Genomic DNA, 16,123 nt, shown 5'->3' with positions numbered 1-16,123 from the left:
AATTTCCCCATCCAAGCGCGCCCCCTTCTGGGCCTAAGATCCGCGACACCCTTGCTCGCCCCTGCGAGACAGGCCGGTGTCCGGCTCTTTGCAGCCCTTACCAGGAGGCCCCATGCCGCCGTTTATCTCAACCATCAAGCTACCGCCAGCCCACGTCCCCCAGGCCCGCAATGGCTTTATTGGAGCCCATGCCGCGCAGGATCTGCAGGTGCACATCGAACCCTGGCCGCAACGCCATGAGCACGACCAGATCGCTGTGTTCTGGAACGGTACTTTTGTCGACGTAAGGCCGGCGGCCTTGGCCTGTTATGAAGCGTTCAGCGTCCCGCCCTGGTTGATCGGCAATGGCGTTGCCCACGTGCGCTATCAGGTGCTGAAAGTAGGACATCGCCCTAGGTGGTCCCCCAGTTTGCGCTTATGGGTAAAACTCAAGTGTCCCGGGGGCGGGCAGCTCGGTGAAGACATCAATCCGGCGCTGGCGCCACTGGGCCTGGCCGCCAGGTTAATGACCCAGCCCGTGTATCTCCACGCGCTGGACGCAGGCCTGGCCTTCTGCCTCGCGCCTTGGCGCCACATGGCCACCGACGACACACCGACCCTGCGCTGGGGCGACCGCCGCTTGGACCTGCCCGCCGTCACCGCTCAACAGGTAGGCCATGCCCTACGGGGGGTGATTCCGGCCAGCCTGATCCACGAAGCTGGCCCCCACGCCTATACCGAGGTCAGCTACTGCATCATAGATCGCGCCGGTAATCACTCGGGTTGGGCCCACGGGCGGTGCATCGACGTGCGGGCCTAAGTGCTTCTATGCATATTCTTAAATGTTAGTTCTTTTTTTTATAACCAACATTTAGGGTATATGAACCGGACCACCGGACAGGCTAGCTCTTCCCGAGAAAACCACCGGACCCTCACCATGCCCAACACCCCCTTGATTCGCCTCCTGCAGGCCTCGCTGATCACCGCCAGCCTATGGGGCACCAGCGCCCTGGCCAGCGACGCGCCACTAAAAGTCGGCACCACCGCCGCCTTCGCCATCCCGCTCGAAGCCGCCGTAGAACAAGCCGCCAAAGCAGGCTTGAAGGTAGAACTGGTGGAGTTCACCGACTGGATCGCGCCTAACGTCAGCCTTGCCGCAGGCGATATCGACGTCAATTACTTTCAGCACCGGCCGTTTCTGGAAAACGCCAACGCCGCCGCGGGCTTCGACCTAGTGCCTTATGCGCCGGGCATCATCAACAACGTTGGGCTGTACTCGAAAAAATTCAAAAGCTTTGACGCCTTGCCTGAGGGCGCCACCGTGGCCATCGCCAACGACCCGATCAACAGCGGCCGAGGCTTGCAGTTGCTGGCCAAGGCCGGGCTGATCGAGCTCAAACCCGGCGTGGGTTACAAAGCCACCGAAGACGACATCGTTAGCAACCCGAAAAAACTGAAAATATTGCAAGTCGAAGCCGTGCAACTGGTGCGCGCCTATGAAGACGCCGACCTGGTGCAAGGCTACCCCGCCTATATCAGGCTGGCAAAAACCTTCGATGCGGAGTCGGCCATTCTGTTCGACGGGCTCGACCACCCTGAATACGTCATCCAATTCGTCATAAAGCCGCAGAACAAAGACGACCCACGCCTGGCCAAATTCGTCGATATCTACCAGCACTCGCCTGAAGTCCGCGCAGCCCTGGACAAGGTCAACGGCAAGCTTTACCAAGTCGGCTGGAAGGGCTGAACGATGACTGCCCACAGCGCTTTGCGCCCCGCCCAGGCTACAGACCACCCCTTGCCCGCGGCCGAACAAACGCCATTACAGGCACCACTGGCCAATGCCCATGTGCGCTTCGTCGGCCTGGGCAAAACCTACCTCGGCAAACAAGGCCCGGTCGAAGCCCTCAGCGGGATCGACCTGGACATCCAACGCGGGGAGATTTTCGGCATCATTGGCCGCAGTGGCGCGGGGAAATCCTCTTTGATCCGCACCATCAACCGCCTGGAAGCGCCGAGCGAAGGCAGCGTACTGATCGACCAGGTCGACATCGCGCAACTGGATGAAAACCACCTGGTGGCCCTGCGCCGACGCATCGGCATGATCTTCCAGCATTTCAACCTGATGTCGGCGAAAACCGTCTGGCAGAACGTCGAACTGCCGCTGAAAGTCGCGGGCTTGGCCCCGGCGCAGCGACAGCGCAAAGTCAGTGAGCTGCTGCAACTGGTCGGCCTGAGCGAGCGCCAGCATGCCTACCCCGCGCAGTTGTCCGGCGGGCAAAAACAGCGCGTGGGGATTGCCCGAGCGCTGGTGCATGACCCGCATATTCTGCTGTGCGACGAAGCCACCTCGGCCCTGGACCCAGAAACCACCCAAGCCATCCTGGCGCTGCTGCGCGATATCAACCGGCAACTGGGGCTAACGGTGATCCTGATCACCCACGAGATGGCAGTCATCCGCGACATCTGCGACCGGGTGGTGGTGCTGGAACAGGGTCGGGTGGTGGAACAGGGGCCCGTCTGGCAAGTATTCGGTGAACCTCGCCACGCGGTCAGCCGCACCCTGCTGGCGCCGCTACAACATGACTTGCCCGCCGACCTCAGCGCTCGCCTACAGCCTAGCGCCCCCAGCGCCGAGGCGCGCCTGGTGCTGCGCTTGCGGGTCACCGGCGCCACCGGGCATGAAGCGGATTTGTCATCGCTATTCAACCTGCTGGGCGGCCGCGTGGAGCTGTTGCAAGGGGGCATCGAACGGATCCAGGGCCACGCCCTGGGGCAATTGGTGGTCGCCGTGCGGCAATCGCCACACCCCCGCGAGGTTCTTCTGGCGAGGGCCGCACAGTGGGCACAACAGGTAGAGGTGCTGGGTTATGTGGCTTGAACGGTTATGGCAGGGCGTACTGGACACCTTTGTGATGGTCGGCGTTTCGTCCCTGATCGCCTTGCTGCTGGGGATCCCTCTGGCCGTGATATTGGTGACCAGCGACAAAGGCGGCATTTATGAGGCGCCCTTGTTGAACCGGGTGCTCGGCGCCTTCGTGAACCTGTTCCGCTCTATCCCGTTTCTAATTCTGATGGTTGCGCTAATCCCCTTCACTCGGCTGATCGTCGGCACCACCTACGGTGTGTGGGCAGCCGTGGTGCCGCTGACCATTGCCGCTACACCCTTCTTCGCCCGAATTGCCGAGGTCAGCCTGCGGGAAGTCGACCATGGCCTGATCGAAGCGGCACAGGCCATGGGTTGCCGCCGTTGGCACATCATCTGGCATGTGTTATTGCCCGAAGCCCGCCCCGGCATCGTCGGCGGCTTTACCATTACCCTGGTCACCATGATCAACTCATCGGCCATGGCCGGTGCCATCGGCGCAGGGGGGCTGGGTGACATCGCCTATCGCTATGGCTATCAACGTTTCGACAGCCAGGTGATGCTCACGGTTATCGTGCTGTTGGTGGTGTTGGTGGCGTTTATCCAATTCGGCGGTGACCGGCTGGCCAAGGCATTGAATAAACGCTGAGGTATAGTGGCCAGTCTCGATTTCAGGCTGGAACCTGCCATGACCCTCAAAGCCCAGGACCTGCGGGCGATCAGCACCGTCACCGTCGGCCACTACAACGAAGTGGCCGACGACTTTCGCGAAGGCACCCGCGACCACGATGTCAGCCAGAACATCGCGGCCTTGCTGCGCCACCTCCAGGGGCCGGCCCCTTGGCATATTCTCGACTTCGGTTGCGGCCCCGGCCGCGATCTGCGCACGTTCACCCAGGCCGGGCACATCGCCGTAGGCCTCGACGGCAGTGAGCGCTTCGCCGCCATGGCCCGCCAGGACAGCGGCTGTGAGGTGTGGCAACAGGACTTTCTTGCCCTCGACCTGCCCTCCCAGCGCTTCGATGGCATTTTCGCCAATGCCGTGCTGTTCCACATTCCGACCCAGGAAGTGCCGAGGGTGCTGCGCCAACTACACGCCACGCTGAAACCGGGCGGCGTGCTGTTCAGCTCGAACCCGCGCGGGGACAACCATGAGGGCTGGAACGGCTCGCGTTATGGCGCCTACCACGACCTAGACAACTGGCGCCGGTTACTCACGGGCGCCGGCTTCGATGAGCTGGAACATTACTATCGCCCAGCCGGGCTGCCGCGGGAGCAGCAGCCGTGGTTGGCCAGTGTATGGCGTAAACGATGAAAGCCTCGGCATCAGGCTTATGATCAGGCCGTCTTGCTCGGCTCCTTGATGCGGTACCACGCCACGTAGAGGGCCGGCAAGAACAGCAGCGTCAGCAAGGTTGCCACCACGATCCCGCCGATCATGGCGTAAGCCATCGGCCCCCAGAACACTTCCCGAGCGATCGGGATCATGCCCAGGCTGGCCGCTGCGGCGGTCAGCAAGATCGGCCGGCGGCGGTGCTGGGTGGCTTGCACCACGGCATCCCAGGCGTTGTAACCGTCGCGTTCATAGAGGTCGATCTGGGTGACCAGAATGACCGAGTTACGGATGATGATCCCGATCAACGCGAGAATCCCCAGGATCGCCACAAACCCCATGGGCGTGCCGGTGGGCACCAGCGCCAGCACCACACCGATCAAGCCCAGCGGTGCCACGCTGGCCACCAGGAACAACTTCTGCACGCTGTGCAGCTGGATCATCAAGAAGGTGGCCATCAGAAATAGCATCAATGGCACCACACTGGCGATCGGCCCCTGGGCCTTGCCGCTCTCCTCCACGGTACCGCCCGTGGCCACGCTGTAGCCCACTGGCAGAGCGGCCGCGAACTTGTCGATCTCTGGCTGCAGCTGTTTGACCAAGTCGGTGGGTTGCACTTCATCGCGCACCGCCGCCTTGAGGGTGATGGTCGGCAGGCGATCGCGCCGCCAGACCAGCGGTTGCTCCATCTCATAGCGAACCGTGGCGAACGCTAGCAGCGGAATCGAGGTGCCGCTCGGCGTAACGATCTGCAGGTTCTCCAGGGTTTCCGGGGAGCCACGCTCGCTGTCGATCGCACGCCCCACCACATTCACCAAGTAAATGTGGTCGTTCACCTGGGTGATGGGCGAGCCGCTGACGATGCTGTTCATCAGCTTCGCGACGTCTTCGGACGACAAGCCCAATTGCCGCGCCCGGTCCTGAGCGATGTCGACGCGCAAGACTTTACCCGGTTCGTTCCAGTCGTAGATCAGGTCACCCACGTGGGTATTGGCGTCCAGCAGCGTCGCCAGCTCGACCGCATGCTTGCGGACCTGGTCGATGTCCTTGCCACTGACCCGGTACTGGATCGGGCGCCCCACCGGCGGGCCCATCTCCAGCGCCTGGACGAAACTGCCGGTGCCCACGAAGTCCTGGCGCAAGCGCTCGCGTAGCCGCTCGGTCAATGCCGCGCGTTGCTCCAGGCTCTTGCTGACGATCACCAGTTGTGCGTAAAAAGGGTTTTCCAGCTGCTGGTCCAACGGCAGGTAGAAACGAATGGCACCCTGCCCGATGTAAGTGCTCCAGCGGGCGATATCGGGGTCGTCCTTGAGCGTGGCTTCAAAGCGATCCACCACCCGCCGGGTCTCATTGATGGAGGCATTCTGCGGCAGATTCAGGTCTACGAGGATTTCTGGCCGGTCTGACGACGGGAAGAACTGGTTCTGCACGAAGCGCATGCAGAACAGGGCCAAGGCAAATATCAACACAGTGACGATGATGGTCAGCCAGCGGTGCCGCATGCAGGCCAGTAAACCGGCATTGAAGGCCCGGCCGACGCGGCCCGGTTCATCGGAGTGGGGCTTCACTTTGGAACTGAGGATATGCACGCCGATCACAGGTGCAAACAACACGGCGACCACCCAGGACACCAGCATGGCCACCGCAATCACGGCAAACAGGGTGAAGGTGTACTCACCGGCCGAACTGGCGTTGAGCCCGATGGGGACGAAACCGGCCACCGTGACCAAGGTACCGGTGAGCATCGGAAAGGCGGTCGAGGTGTAGGCGAACGTGGCTGCGTCTTCTTTGGAGTCGCCGGCCTCCAGCCGGGTGACCATCATCTCGACAGTGATCATCGCGTCATCCACCAGCAACCCCAGGGCAATGATCAGCGCGCCCAGGGAGATCCGCTGCATGGTGATGCCGCTGTATTCCATGAAGACAAACACCATCGCCAGCACCAGCGGGATCGAGCAGGCCACCACCAGGCCTGCGCGAAAGCCCAGGCTGATAAAGCTGACGATCAAGACGATCACCACCGCCTCGAACAGCGCACTGGTGAAGCCGCCCACTGCCTTTTCGACCACCTCAGCTTGGTCGGACACCTTATGCACGCCCACGCCCACCGGCAACTGCGCGGTCAAGGCGTCCATTTGCTGGTGCAGCGCTTTACCGAAGGCCTGGATATTGCCACCGTCTTTCATGGCGATGGCCAGGCCCAGCGCCGGTTGCCCGTTGAAGCGGAACAACGGCTTGGGCGGGTCGGTGTAGCCGCGTTCGATGTCGACAATGTCGGCCAACCGATAAAAGCGATCGTTAAGCCGCAGGTTAACGTTGGCCAGGTCCTTTTCCGAGGCGAACTGGCCCGAGGTGCGCACCGAAATTCGCTCGGGGCCCGCTTCAATTACCCCGGCCGGGGTGACCGAGTTCTGCGCCTGCAGCGCTTGCACCACCTGGGCCTGATCGAGGCCCAAGGCGGCCAGCTTACGGGTGGAAAAGTTCAGGTAGATGACTTCGTCTTGCTGGCCGATCAACTGGACCTTGCCCAGGTTCTCCACCGAACGTATCTGCGCACGCACCTGCTCCACGTAGTCGCGCAGCTGACGCATGCTCAGGCCATCACCGGTGAAAGCGTAGATAGAGCCGTACACGTCACCAAACTCATCGTTGTAAAACGGCCCCTGCACGCCCTGGGGAAACTCGGCACCGATGTCTTCGACTTTCTTGCGGACCTGGTACCAGAGCTGTGGAATCGCCTTGGCACTGGTGGTATCACGCAGGAACACCATGACCGTCGATTCGCCCGGGCGCGTGTAGCTTTTCACGTAATACAGCGCGTTTAGCTCTTCAAGCTTCTTTTCGATGCGGTCGGTGACCTGGTCGAGGGTTTCCTGTTGGGTCGCCCCTGGCCAGCGGGTCTGGATGACCATGGTCTTGATGGTGAAAGCCGGGTCTTCTTCCCGGCCCAGGTTCATGTAAGAAAACACGCCCATCAGCAAGCCGACAAACATCAGGTACCAGACGAACGATTGGTGCTTGAGTGCCCAGTCGGACAGGTTGAAACTACCTTTCATCAACGACTCGCCTCGTCCAGTTTGATCTTCTGCCCCGGTTTCAGGCTATTCACCCCTGCCCGCACTACGCGCTCACCGGCGCTGACCCCGCTGACCAAATAGGTGTCGCCATCACGGCTGAGCACTTGGATGTCACGGGGTGCGACCACTAGGTTTTGGCTATCGATCACCCAGACCCGGGTCTTGCCGTCGACTTCTTGCACCGTGCTGCTGGGCAGTTCGGTGCGCGCCGCGATGGCGCTGCTCAGGGTCACGCTAATGGCCGTGCCCAGGCGCAGCCCCGCCGGGGTGTCGGCCAGCGTCAGGCGCGCACGCCGGGTACGCGTGGCACTCTCGGCCTGGGGTTCGATTTCTCGCAAGGTGCCCAGGGTTTGCACAGTGGGGTCCAATTGCGCGGCTACGTTAAAGGTAACGCCTAACGGCAAGGCCTTGGCCAGGGCGGCCGGCAGATCGATCACCGCCTCCTTGATATCCGGCTGCGCCAGGGTCACCACTTCCTGGCCGACCGTGACCACCTGCCCCGCCTCGACTTTCCATTCGGTGACCACCGCATCGTGGTCGGCACGCAGCTCACTGTAATTGAGTTGATCCTTGGCCTGGTTGACGGCCGCGCGGGCCTGGTCAAGGGAGGCGCGGGAGGTTTTCAGGTCAGTCTGGGCTACGTCCAACTGCGCCTGGGCGCCAACCCCACGGTCGAACAACGCCTGCTGGCGGCGGGCATTGGCTTGGTCGTTGATCCACTGGGCCTCGACCCGCGCCAGGTCACCCTGGTTGGAACGCAACTGGTTTTGCTGATCGGTGGGGTCGAGGGTGGCCAGCAGGTCGTTGCGCCGCACCTGGCTGCCGACGTCCACGGCCCGCCGCGCCACGCGCCCGGCCACGCGAAACCCTAGGGTACTCTGGTAACGCGCCTGGATATCCCCAGCGAAACGCCCCAGGTTTTGTTGATCGAACGTTGCGACTTCCAGCCAGAGGACCGGGCGCACCGGTTCTGGTGCTGGCTCTTGTTTAGAGCAGGCGGCCAGCAGCAGGCAGCCCAGGATCAGACCGCGCTTCATGGCTGCACATCCTTGGCCACTTCGACCTGCATGCCGGGGTGCAGCAACTGCCCGCCGGCGGTCACCACCCGCTCGCCCTCGCGCAGACCGTCGCTCAGGACCACTTTGCCGGTCAGATAACGGCCGACCTGCACCTTGCGCAGATTCACTTTGTCGCCTTCGACGACCCACACGGCAGGGTCATGGCCATCTTTGGTCAGGGACGACCAGGGCAATTCGACGCTTTGCCGGCCGGGGGCATTGATCGACGCACTGACCACTGAGCCCAGTTCCATGCCTTGCGGCAATTGCGCCAAGGCGACTTTGAGCTGCAGCGTACCGGTTTGTGCGGACACCGCCGGGGTGATCTCACGGATCTTGCCCGTGGTGCGCACCTGGGGGTTGTCGAGCAGGCTGATCGGCACCGGTTGCGCGTCTGCAGGCTGGGCCAGCAGGGCTTCGTAAACATCGAATACCGCGTCGCGTTCGCCATCGCGCGCCAGGCCGAAGATCGGCACCGTCGCTTGCACCACTTGGCCGACTTCCGCCTGGCGCGACGTGATCACCCCGGGGGCCTCGGCCACAAGCGCGGTGTAGCTTAGCTGTTCCTGGGCATTGGCCAACTGCGCCTTAGCTGCGGCCAGGGCGCTTTGGCTGCTGCGCAGAGTGGCCTGGGCGGCGTCGTATTCGCTGCGGCTGGTGTAACCCTTGGGTATGAGTTTTTCCTGGCGCACGAAGGCGGCTTGCGCCTGCACCACGCGCGCCTGCTGCGCCGAAACTTCAGCCTGAGCCGAGGCAACGTTGGTTTGCAGGTCTTTAGGGTCGAGCCGCGCCAACACCTGCCTGGCCGTGACTCGGTCGCCAACGTCTACCAGGCGCTGGACGATTTTGCCGCCTACGCGAAAAGACAATTGGGTTTGCACACGCGCCTGTACATCGCCGGTCAGGTTGACCGTGGCGGCATATTGCGCATTTTTTACCGCCTGCACTTGGACGCGAGGCAGCTCCGGTGCCGCCGGCTTTTCTTCGCCACAGCCTGCCACTACTCCCAACACACCTGACAGCAGAAATACTTTGAGTCGCCGACCCGCCATGCAGGCTCCTTCGCGTGCTGGAATGCTAAATGACCGTGCGACTTTACGCTGAATCAGCCGTTCGTTGTAGCCTTTGCACACGACGGCCCAAGCCACTTCTCTCAACGCAAAAACCAGCGCCCACAAAAAACGCCGGGGCGGGTAAGGCCTCCGGCGTTCGGCGGGTTTGCCAGGCGCTTAGAACGCTGGCAGCACAGCACCCTGGTATTTTTTCGCGATAAACGCTTTGACTTCAGGGCTGGTCAGGGCCTTGGCCAGCTTCTGCATGGCAGGGCTGTCTTTGTTGTCTGGGCGTGCGACCAGGAAGTTGACATAAGGCGAGTCGGCCCCCTCGATCACCAATGCATCCTTGGCAGGGTTCAAGCCTGCTTCGAGGGCGTAGTTGGTGTTGATCATATCCAGGTCAACCTCGTTCAAGACCCGCGGCAGCATGGCCGACTCCAGTTCTTTGAACTTGAGTTTTTTCGGGTTGTTGACGATGTCTTTCGGCGTCGCCAGGGCGTTCTTCGGATCTTTCAGGGTGATCAGACCGGCCTTTTGCAGGAGCAACAAAGCGCGCCCACTGTTGCTGCCTTCGTTAGGGATGGCGACGGTGGCGCCTTCCTTCAGCTCGTCGAGGCTTTTGACTTTCTTCGAGTAACCACCGAAGGGTTCGACGTGCACGCCGATCACGGTGACCAGGTTGGTGCCTTTGCCTTCGTTGAAGTTGTTCAAGTAGGGCAGGGTTTGGAAATAGTTGGCGTCCAGGCGCTTCTGATCGACCTGTACGTTGGGCTGTACGTAGTCGGTGAAGACCTTGATCTCCAGGTCGACCCCTTCTTTAGCCAGGGTCGGCTTGATCAACTCAAGGATCTCGGCGTGGGGCACAGGGGTGGCGGCCACGGTGAGTTTTTCAGCGGCGTGGGCCAGGTTGATCGACAGAGCAACAGCGAGGGCAGTAAACAGTGATGCCTTTTTCATGCGGAGTCCTTGGTCGAAGAGGTTGCCAGCCAGTACGGTGCCGGCCTGGCCGCACAATACCGACATTCCATATTCCTGGACAATATCTTTTACGTAGTTGCTTATATCTTTTTTATGGCTTTTTAAGCCGATCAGCATGGCGCTGCAAAAGTTCGCCCAAAGCCTGGCGTTGGGCGTCGTCCGCTGTCTCCAGCAGCGTTGCCAACTGGAGGTCGAGCGCCGGTAAAGAGGCTTGAGCGCTCGGCAAGTTAAGGTGTCGCTCATCGATTTCATCGTCGCCACTGACCAACAACGCGAAGTGAACGACGTTTTCCAATTCACGGGTATTGCCCGGCCAGCTGTGCTGCTCCAGCCGCCGCTGAGCCTGCAGGCTAATCAGCGGCACCGGTAGGCCCAAGCGCTGGCTGTAGATACCCAGGAAGTATTCGGCCAATGGCAGGATATCGCCGACGCGCTCGCGCAGCGCCGGTAACACCAATTGGCCTTCGTTGAGGTAGGCGAACAGCCGATCATGAAACTTGCCCGCCTGCACTGCCTGAGCCAAGTCGATGCTCGAAGCGGCCACCAGGCGCACGTCCACCGGGCTGGGCTGCTGCGCACCGACCCGGGTCACTTCGTGGTTCTCCAGGGCGGCCAACAGTTTCAACTGAATGGTCAGCGGCAAATCGCCGATCTCATCCAGATACAAGGTGCCGCCATTGGCAGAACCGAACCAGCCAGCGCGGCTGCTGGCGGTGCCGCTGTAGTGCCCGGCGGTGTAGCCGAATAATTCGGCATCGGCATAGGTGGGGCTGATGGCCCCGCAATTGACCGAGACAAACAACCCTGCGCGCTCGCTGCAGCGGTGCACCTGCCGAGCCAACAGTTCTTTACCGGTACCGCTTTCGCCACGGATCAGTACTGGGAGCGCCCGCGGCGCCAACCGTTCGAGGTCTGCGCGTAACTGCCGCGAGCGCGGGTCAACGAATACCAGCGCCTTGGCGCGTATGCTCAGCGGGCTCTTTTCGGCATCGGGGAAGGTCAGCGTGGGGTGTTCTTGGGTCATGGGACCGCCTATGAAAGTGGTTGGGCTGGCGAGGCGGGGCTCAGGCCCCAGCGACGGGGAGCCCGATGGCCCTAAGCGCGGCGGCGAACAGGCTGGGCCTGACGGCTCTGCAAGCGATACAGGTAAGCGAAGCCTTGCTCCCAGCGCTGGTGACCCGACTTAACGTTAATGTGCCCAGCCCCGCTGAGCACACCGGCCTGGGCCCCCCAGTCCTGGGCCATCGCCAAGGCGCGCGGGGTACTGACGGCCGGATCGTTGTCGGAGCTGACCACTTGGCTGGGGAAAGGCAACAAATGCCGAGGGATGGGCGCAAAGTTACGCAGCGCTGCCGGGCAAGCTGGCCGTTCGACATCCGCCGGCGCCACCAATAGCGCGCCCTGCACCCGCCGCAGCGAGGCCAGCGGCGCCTGGGCCGCCCAGTGGGCGACCGTGATGCAACCCAGGCTGTGGGCGATCAGGATCACCGGGCCATCGTCCTGGCTGACGGCCTGCTCCAGCGCCGCCACCCAGTCGTCACGCTGCGGTGCCATCCAGTCGGCTTGCTCGACACGCGCACAGCGCGGCAGGCTGTTCTGCCAATGGCTTTGCCAGTGGTTCTGCGGCGAGCCCTGCCAACCAGGCACGATAAGGTAGCGGATTGAGTCGTTGCGCATGGTCTGCGCCTCCTGCAGCGTTGCGTTCAGGGGCTCAGTATACGGACCATGGCAGAACTCACTAAGGAATAAGAAGATATCTAAAGCTAACTTTTAAACATAAGGCCTTAATTGGCTTCAGCGGCGGCTTGCAGCGCCCCCATGTCGAGGATTTCGATCTCGCCGTAGCCTAAGTGCACCGCCCCTCGCTGTTGAAGATCTTTCAGGGACTGATTGATGGTTTGCCGCGACAGCGACAGCATTAACGCTAACTGGTCCTGGGCCAGTTGAATCACCCGGCGCTCGGTGGTGACCTGGCCGTAACCCTTGGCGATCAGCAGTAAACGCTGGGCCACCCGGGCGGCGGCCGGCAGTTGGCCCTGCTGCTCCAAGGTGGCGAACGCCAAGCGCATTTTGCGTGTCATCAACTGGCCGATGTCGCGCCAGTGCAGCGGGTGCTGCTGCAAGTAGTCGAGCAGCGCCGCCCGAGGTATCCACAACAGCAGGCAGTCGCTCTCAGCGAACGCGTCGTGGGTACGCGGCAAGTCGTCGAACAGTGACAGTTCGCCAAACCAGTGAGGGGCTTCGATCATGATCAGTAAGGCTTCGCGCCCCTGCTCCGTGGTCGATCCTACCCGTATGCAGCCTTTGAGCACGGCGTACAAGCCACAAGGTGGGTCGCCGCGGCGGAATAGGCACTGGCCCACACCGAGTTGCCGGGAGAGGCCCAACCTCAGTAAGTCAGCTTGAAACGCGGCACTCAGGCCGAGGAACCACTCACTGCTGGCCAAATAAGTACGCCAGGCGTCCTTGTCGCTCATTGATGGCTCTCAGGTAGTTTGTCAGGCACATGACAGAACAATACATTGGACTTGGGCATCATGCGGGGCATCCGTGGAGGAATAATAATGAAAACCCTCATCGATCACCTGAGTCAATACGCAGCCTATCATCGCGATCCGCGCAACATTGCCACGCACTTCATTGGCATCCCAATGATCGTACTCGCCGTCGTTATTCTACTGTCGCGCCCAGGCTGGGGGTTTGCCGGGCTCTGGCTGTCACCGGCTTTGCTGCTCGCCCTAATGGCCAGTGTGTTTTACCTACGCCTGGACACCCGATTAGGCGCCTGGATGGCACTGCTGCTCGCGGCCAGCCTGTGGGCCGGGGCCTATTTGGCAGCGCAGCCGACCTCAACCTGGCTGGCGTCGGGCCTAGGCCTGTTCGGGGTCGGCTGGCTGTTTCAGATGATCGGGCATTACTTCGAAGGCCGTAAACCGGCCTTCGTCGATGACGTGATGGGGCTGCTGATCGGGCCGTTATTCGTACTGGCCGAGGTGGCCTTTCTGCTCGGGCAGCGCACTTCTCTGAAACAGCAGATAGAGGCCCGTCAGGCGGCCCTTACTTCAACTTCGGCACGAAGCTAAACGCTCGCGACCTTTTGCCAGACCTTGGGTTTGAAGAACAGGGTTTCACCGCGGGCCAGGTCGACCAGGCTGTCGTGGTCCTTCACCACTTCGGCTTCGATCAAATCGTTTTGCCCTTCCACCTTGAGCGTGACCCGCGTGGTCGCGCCCAACGGCCGGATGTCGCGTACCTCAGCGGCATGGTGGCCTTCGAGTTCGTGGCGCGACAGCGACACCTCATGGGGGCGAAACAACACGTGATGATCTTCGCCCAGGTGCAAGCGGTTGGAGTCGCCGAGGAAGTGGTAAACGAAATCGCTTGCCGGCCGCTCGTAGACCTCACCGGGCGAGCCGATCTGCTCGATCACGCCTTTATTCATGACCACGATCCGGTCGGCGACCTCCATGGCCTCCTCTTGGTCGTGGGTCACAAACACTGAGGTCAGATTGATGTCTTCGTGCAAGCGTGCCAGCCACCGGCGTAGCTCCTTGCGCACCTTGGCATCCAAGGCGCCGAAAGGCTCGTCGAGCAGCAACACTTTCGGCTCTACGGCCAAGGCCCGGGCTAAAGCGATACGCTGGCGCTGGCCGCCGGACAATTGCTCCGGGTAGCGGTCGGCCAACCAGTCCAGTTGCACCATGTTCAACAGTTCGTGGACTTTTTCGGCAATGCGGGTCTCGTTCGGCCGCTCGCCCTTGGGCTTCATACGCAAACCAAAGGCAACGTTGTCGAACACGCTCATGTGGCGAAACAACGCGTAGTGCTGGAATACGAAGCCGACATTACGATCACGCACATCATGGCCGGATACATCTTCGCCATGGAACACGATGCTGCCCTCATCCGGTGTTTCCAAACCGGCGATGATGCGCAGCAGGGTGGTCTTGCCGCACCCCGAAGGCCCTAGCAGCGCGACCAGCTCGCCACTCTGGATATCCAGGTCGATGCGGTCGAGGGCTTGGAACGCATTGAAACGCTTGCTGACATTACGAACTTCGATCGACATGGCTTATTCCTCCGCGGCGCTGGTGCGCAGGCGGTTGATACGGGATTCGCTCCACTGCTTGAGCAGCAGAATGAAGAGCGCGAGGATCAGCAGCAGGCTCGCTACGCTGAACGCCGCGACGTGGTTATATTCGTTGTAGAGGATCTCGACGTGCAACGGCAGCGTGTTGGTGACCCCGCGGATATGCCCGGACACCACCGACACCGCGCCGAACTCGCCCATGGCCCGAGCCGTACACAGCACCACGCCGTAGATCAGCCCCCACTTGATGTTCGGCACGGTGACGTACCAGAACATCTGCCAGCCGTTGGCGCCCAACAGCCGCGCTGCCTCCTCTTCCTGAGTGCCCTGCTCCTGCATCAGCGGGATCAGTTCACGGGCCACAAATGGCACCGTGACAAAGATGGTTGCCAGCACGATGCCCGGCAAGGCAAACACGATCTGGATGTCGTGGTCCTGCAACCATGGGCCAAACAGCCCCTGGGCGCCGAACATCAGCACGTAGACCAGGCCGGCGATCACCGGCGATACCGAAAATGGCAGGTCGATCAGGGTCACCAGAATGCTCTTACCGCGAAACGAGTACTTGCTCACGCACCACGCCGCGCTCACCCCGAACACCAGGTTCAAGGGTACGGAGATCACCACGGCGAGCACCGTCAGCTTGAGTGCCGACAAGGCATCGGGCTCGAAGATCGCGCTGAAGAACGCGCCCAGGCCCAGTTTCAGCCCTTGGGACACCACAATCACCAGCGGTAACAACAGGAAAAGGCCAAACACTAACCAGCCGAGGCCGATCAGGACACGCCGGGAAGCGGCGCTGCCGCGTCGGGCGGCATTGGCGGCGGAGGCACTGCTCAAAGCTTGATTGGACATGGAAGCGCCTCCTTCAAGGGGTTTCGATACGCCGCTGCAGCAGGTTGATCAGCAGCAGCAGAATGAAGGAAACCACCAGCATCATCACGCCGATGGCAGTGGCGCCGGTGTAATCGTATTGGTCGAGCTTGACCATGATCAGCAGTGGCAGGATCTCGGTTTTCATCGGCATGTTGCCGGCGATGAAAATAACCGAACCATACTCACCGACACCACGGGCGAACGCCAGGGCAAACCCGGTCAGCCAGGCCGGTAGCAGCGCTGGCAGCAGGATATGGCGAAACACCTGCAACGGCTTAGCGCCCAGGCAAGCCGCGGCTTCTTCCACTTCGCGGGGAATGTCTGCCAACACTGGCTGCACCGTACGCACCACGAACGGCAAGGTGACGAAGGTCAACGCGAGGGTAATCCCCAGGGGGGTGTAGGCGATCTTGAAGCCAAGCTCGGCGGCGAACTGGCCGACCCAACCATTGGGGGCATACAGCGCCGTGAGGGCGATACCGGCGACGGCGGTCGGCAGGGCGAACGGCAGATCGATCATGGCATCGATGACCTTGCGCCCAGGAAAGGTATAGCGAACCAACACCCAGGCCAGCAGCGTACCGATGATGCCGTTGATAATGGCAGCGCAGAGGGCCGTGCCGAAGCTCAACTTCAATGCCGCGATGACTCGCGGGGCAGTGACGATGGTCCAGAACTGATCCCAGGTGAGCTGCGCGGCATGGATAAACATGGCCGCCAGCGGTATGAGCACAATCAGGCTGAGGTACACCAGGGTATACCCCAGCGTCAGCCCGAAGCCGGGTATGACGGGGGAGATGCGACGCGACAT

15 protein-coding genes and 1 pseudogene are annotated in these 16,123 nt (G+C 61.6%); 6 read left to right on the top strand and 10 right to left on the bottom strand.

The window, feature by feature from the left end; translation table 11 throughout:
* Positions 1–112: 112 nt before the first annotated feature.
* The 5 genes and pseudogenes from QCL65_RS01690 (at position 113) to QCL65_RS01670 (ending at position 4,160) form a co-directional block, all read left to right on the top strand.
* Positions 113–799 carry a hypothetical protein gene (locus QCL65_RS01690; protein ID WP_407314270.1) on the top strand — a complete coding sequence of 229 codons (687 nt, stop codon included), beginning with the start codon at positions 113–115 and terminating at the stop codon, positions 797–799.
* Between the two features lie 192 nt (positions 800–991).
* Positions 992–1,726 (top strand): annotated as a pseudogene (locus QCL65_RS01685) (MetQ/NlpA family ABC transporter substrate-binding protein); the annotation flags it as partial.
* 3 nt (positions 1,727–1,729) lie between these two features.
* Positions 1,730–2,860, top strand: a complete 1,131-nt coding sequence (locus tag QCL65_RS01680; protein WP_407314268.1) for a methionine ABC transporter ATP-binding protein — start codon at positions 1,730–1,732, stop codon at positions 2,858–2,860.
* Complete coding sequence (locus tag QCL65_RS01675; protein ID WP_407314266.1) at positions 2,850–3,494, top strand: methionine ABC transporter permease; 645 nt, start codon at positions 2,850–2,852, stop codon at positions 3,492–3,494. Before QCL65_RS01680 ends, QCL65_RS01675 begins: the two co-directional genes overlap by 11 nt.
* 39 nt (positions 3,495–3,533) lie before the next feature.
* A complete protein-coding gene (locus QCL65_RS01670) occupies positions 3,534–4,160 on the top strand; it encodes a class I SAM-dependent methyltransferase (protein WP_407314263.1) in 627 nt (208 codons plus the stop codon).
* 23 nt (positions 4,161–4,183) lie between these two features.
* Here QCL65_RS01670 and QCL65_RS01665 read toward each other — a convergent pair whose 3' ends face one another.
* The 7 genes from QCL65_RS01665 to QCL65_RS01635 form a co-directional block, all read right to left on the bottom strand.
* Entirely contained in the window at positions 4,184–7,234 is a 3,051-nt protein-coding gene (locus tag QCL65_RS01665; protein ID WP_407314261.1) for an efflux RND transporter permease subunit, read from the bottom strand.
* Positions 7,234–8,292, bottom strand: coding sequence for an efflux RND transporter periplasmic adaptor subunit (locus QCL65_RS01660; protein WP_407314259.1), 1,059 nt, complete (start codon positions 8,290–8,292; stop codon positions 7,234–7,236). The genes QCL65_RS01665 and QCL65_RS01660 overlap by 1 nt, the downstream gene beginning before the upstream one ends.
* Entirely contained in the window at positions 8,289–9,365 is a 1,077-nt protein-coding gene (locus QCL65_RS01655) for an efflux RND transporter periplasmic adaptor subunit (protein ID WP_407314257.1), read from the bottom strand. The genes QCL65_RS01660 and QCL65_RS01655 overlap by 4 nt, the downstream gene beginning before the upstream one ends.
* A gap of 177 nt (positions 9,366–9,542) precedes the next feature.
* Positions 9,543–10,325 (bottom strand): MetQ/NlpA family ABC transporter substrate-binding protein, encoded by a 783-nt coding sequence (locus QCL65_RS01650; RefSeq protein WP_407316609.1) that lies wholly within the window; start codon positions 10,323–10,325, stop codon positions 9,543–9,545.
* Positions 10,326–10,437: 112 nt separating this feature from the next.
* A complete protein-coding gene (locus tag QCL65_RS01645; RefSeq protein ID WP_407314255.1) occupies positions 10,438–11,370 on the bottom strand; it encodes a sigma 54-interacting transcriptional regulator in 933 nt (310 codons plus the stop codon).
* Between the two features lie 71 nt (positions 11,371–11,441).
* Positions 11,442–12,023 carry an alpha/beta hydrolase gene (locus QCL65_RS01640; protein WP_407314253.1) on the bottom strand — a complete coding sequence of 194 codons (582 nt, stop codon included), beginning with the start codon at positions 12,021–12,023 and terminating at the stop codon, positions 11,442–11,444.
* 107 nt (positions 12,024–12,130) lie between these two features.
* Entirely contained in the window at positions 12,131–12,823 is a 693-nt protein-coding gene (locus tag QCL65_RS01635; RefSeq protein WP_407314251.1) for a Crp/Fnr family transcriptional regulator, read from the bottom strand.
* A gap of 87 nt (positions 12,824–12,910) precedes the next feature.
* On the opposite strand from QCL65_RS01635, the gene QCL65_RS01630 reads away from it, so the two are divergent.
* Positions 12,911–13,429: a DUF962 domain-containing protein gene (locus QCL65_RS01630; RefSeq protein ID WP_407314249.1), complete on the top strand. Its 519-nt coding sequence runs from the start codon at positions 12,911–12,913 to the stop codon at positions 13,427–13,429.
* On the opposite strand, the gene QCL65_RS01625 is transcribed toward QCL65_RS01630, so the two are convergent.
* Genes QCL65_RS01625 through cysT form a run of 3 tightly spaced genes read right to left on the bottom strand, consistent with a single transcriptional unit; the run spans position 13,426 to position 16,123 of the window.
* The gene (locus QCL65_RS01625) at positions 13,426–14,415 is read right to left on the bottom strand and encodes a sulfate/molybdate ABC transporter ATP-binding protein (RefSeq protein ID WP_407314247.1); all 990 of its coding nucleotides are present in this window, start codon (positions 14,413–14,415) and stop codon (positions 13,426–13,428) included. The two genes, QCL65_RS01630 and QCL65_RS01625, sit on opposite strands and share 4 nt — an antisense overlap.
* Before the next feature lie 3 nt (positions 14,416–14,418).
* Positions 14,419–15,291, bottom strand: coding sequence for a sulfate ABC transporter permease subunit CysW (gene cysW / locus QCL65_RS01620; protein ID WP_407314245.1), 873 nt, complete (start codon positions 15,289–15,291; stop codon positions 14,419–14,421).
* Between the two features lie 13 nt (positions 15,292–15,304).
* Positions 15,305–16,123 (bottom strand): sulfate ABC transporter permease subunit CysT, encoded by an 819-nt coding sequence (gene cysT, locus QCL65_RS01615; RefSeq protein WP_407314243.1) that lies wholly within the window; start codon positions 16,121–16,123, stop codon positions 15,305–15,307.

Origin of the sequence: Pseudomonas sp. nanlin1 (assembly GCF_045571515.1) — a bacterium.
In the GTDB taxonomy this organism is placed as follows: domain Bacteria; phylum Pseudomonadota; class Gammaproteobacteria; order Pseudomonadales; family Pseudomonadaceae; genus Aquipseudomonas.
The sequence above is the reverse complement of the archived record's forward strand: the minus strand, read 5'-3'. Positions and strand labels throughout refer to the sequence as shown.

Bases quoted from the DNA above. Each gene is read 5' to 3' on its own strand.
- QCL65_RS01680 (WP_407314268.1), top strand. From the start codon at position 1,730: ATGACTGCCCACAGCGCTTTGCGCCCCGCCCAGGCTACAGACCACCCC.
- QCL65_RS01665 (WP_407314261.1), bottom strand. From the start codon at position 7,234: ATGAAAGGTAGTTTCAACCTGTCCGACTGGGCACTCAAGCACCAATCG.
- QCL65_RS01630 (WP_407314249.1), top strand. From the start codon at position 12,911: ATGAAAACCCTCATCGATCACCTGAGTCAATACGCAGCCTATCATCGC.
- QCL65_RS01660 (WP_407314259.1), bottom strand. From the start codon at position 8,292: ATGAAGCGCGGTCTGATCCTGGGCTGCCTGCTGCTGGCCGCCTGCTCT.
- QCL65_RS01675 (WP_407314266.1), top strand. From the start codon at position 2,850: ATGTGGCTTGAACGGTTATGGCAGGGCGTACTGGACACCTTTGTGATG.
- QCL65_RS01625 (WP_407314247.1), bottom strand. From the start codon at position 14,415: ATGTCGATCGAAGTTCGTAATGTCAGCAAGCGTTTCAATGCGTTCCAA.
- QCL65_RS01635 (WP_407314251.1), bottom strand. From the start codon at position 12,823: ATGAGCGACAAGGACGCCTGGCGTACTTATTTGGCCAGCAGTGAGTGG.
- QCL65_RS01655 (WP_407314257.1), bottom strand. From the start codon at position 9,365: ATGGCGGGTCGGCGACTCAAAGTATTTCTGCTGTCAGGTGTGTTGGGA.
- QCL65_RS01645 (WP_407314255.1), bottom strand. From the start codon at position 11,370: ATGACCCAAGAACACCCCACGCTGACCTTCCCCGATGCCGAAAAGAGC.
- QCL65_RS01650 (WP_407316609.1), bottom strand. From the start codon at position 10,325: ATGAAAAAGGCATCACTGTTTACTGCCCTCGCTGTTGCTCTGTCGATC.
- QCL65_RS01690 (WP_407314270.1), top strand. From the start codon at position 113: ATGCCGCCGTTTATCTCAACCATCAAGCTACCGCCAGCCCACGTCCCC.
- QCL65_RS01670 (WP_407314263.1), top strand. From the start codon at position 3,534: ATGACCCTCAAAGCCCAGGACCTGCGGGCGATCAGCACCGTCACCGTC.
- QCL65_RS01640 (WP_407314253.1), bottom strand. From the start codon at position 12,023: ATGCGCAACGACTCAATCCGCTACCTTATCGTGCCTGGTTGGCAGGGC.
- cysW (WP_407314245.1), bottom strand. From the start codon at position 15,291: ATGTCCAATCAAGCTTTGAGCAGTGCCTCCGCCGCCAATGCCGCCCGA.
- cysT (WP_407314243.1), bottom strand. From the start codon at position 16,123: ATGTCGCGTCGCATCTCCCCCGTCATACCCGGCTTCGGGCTGACGCTG.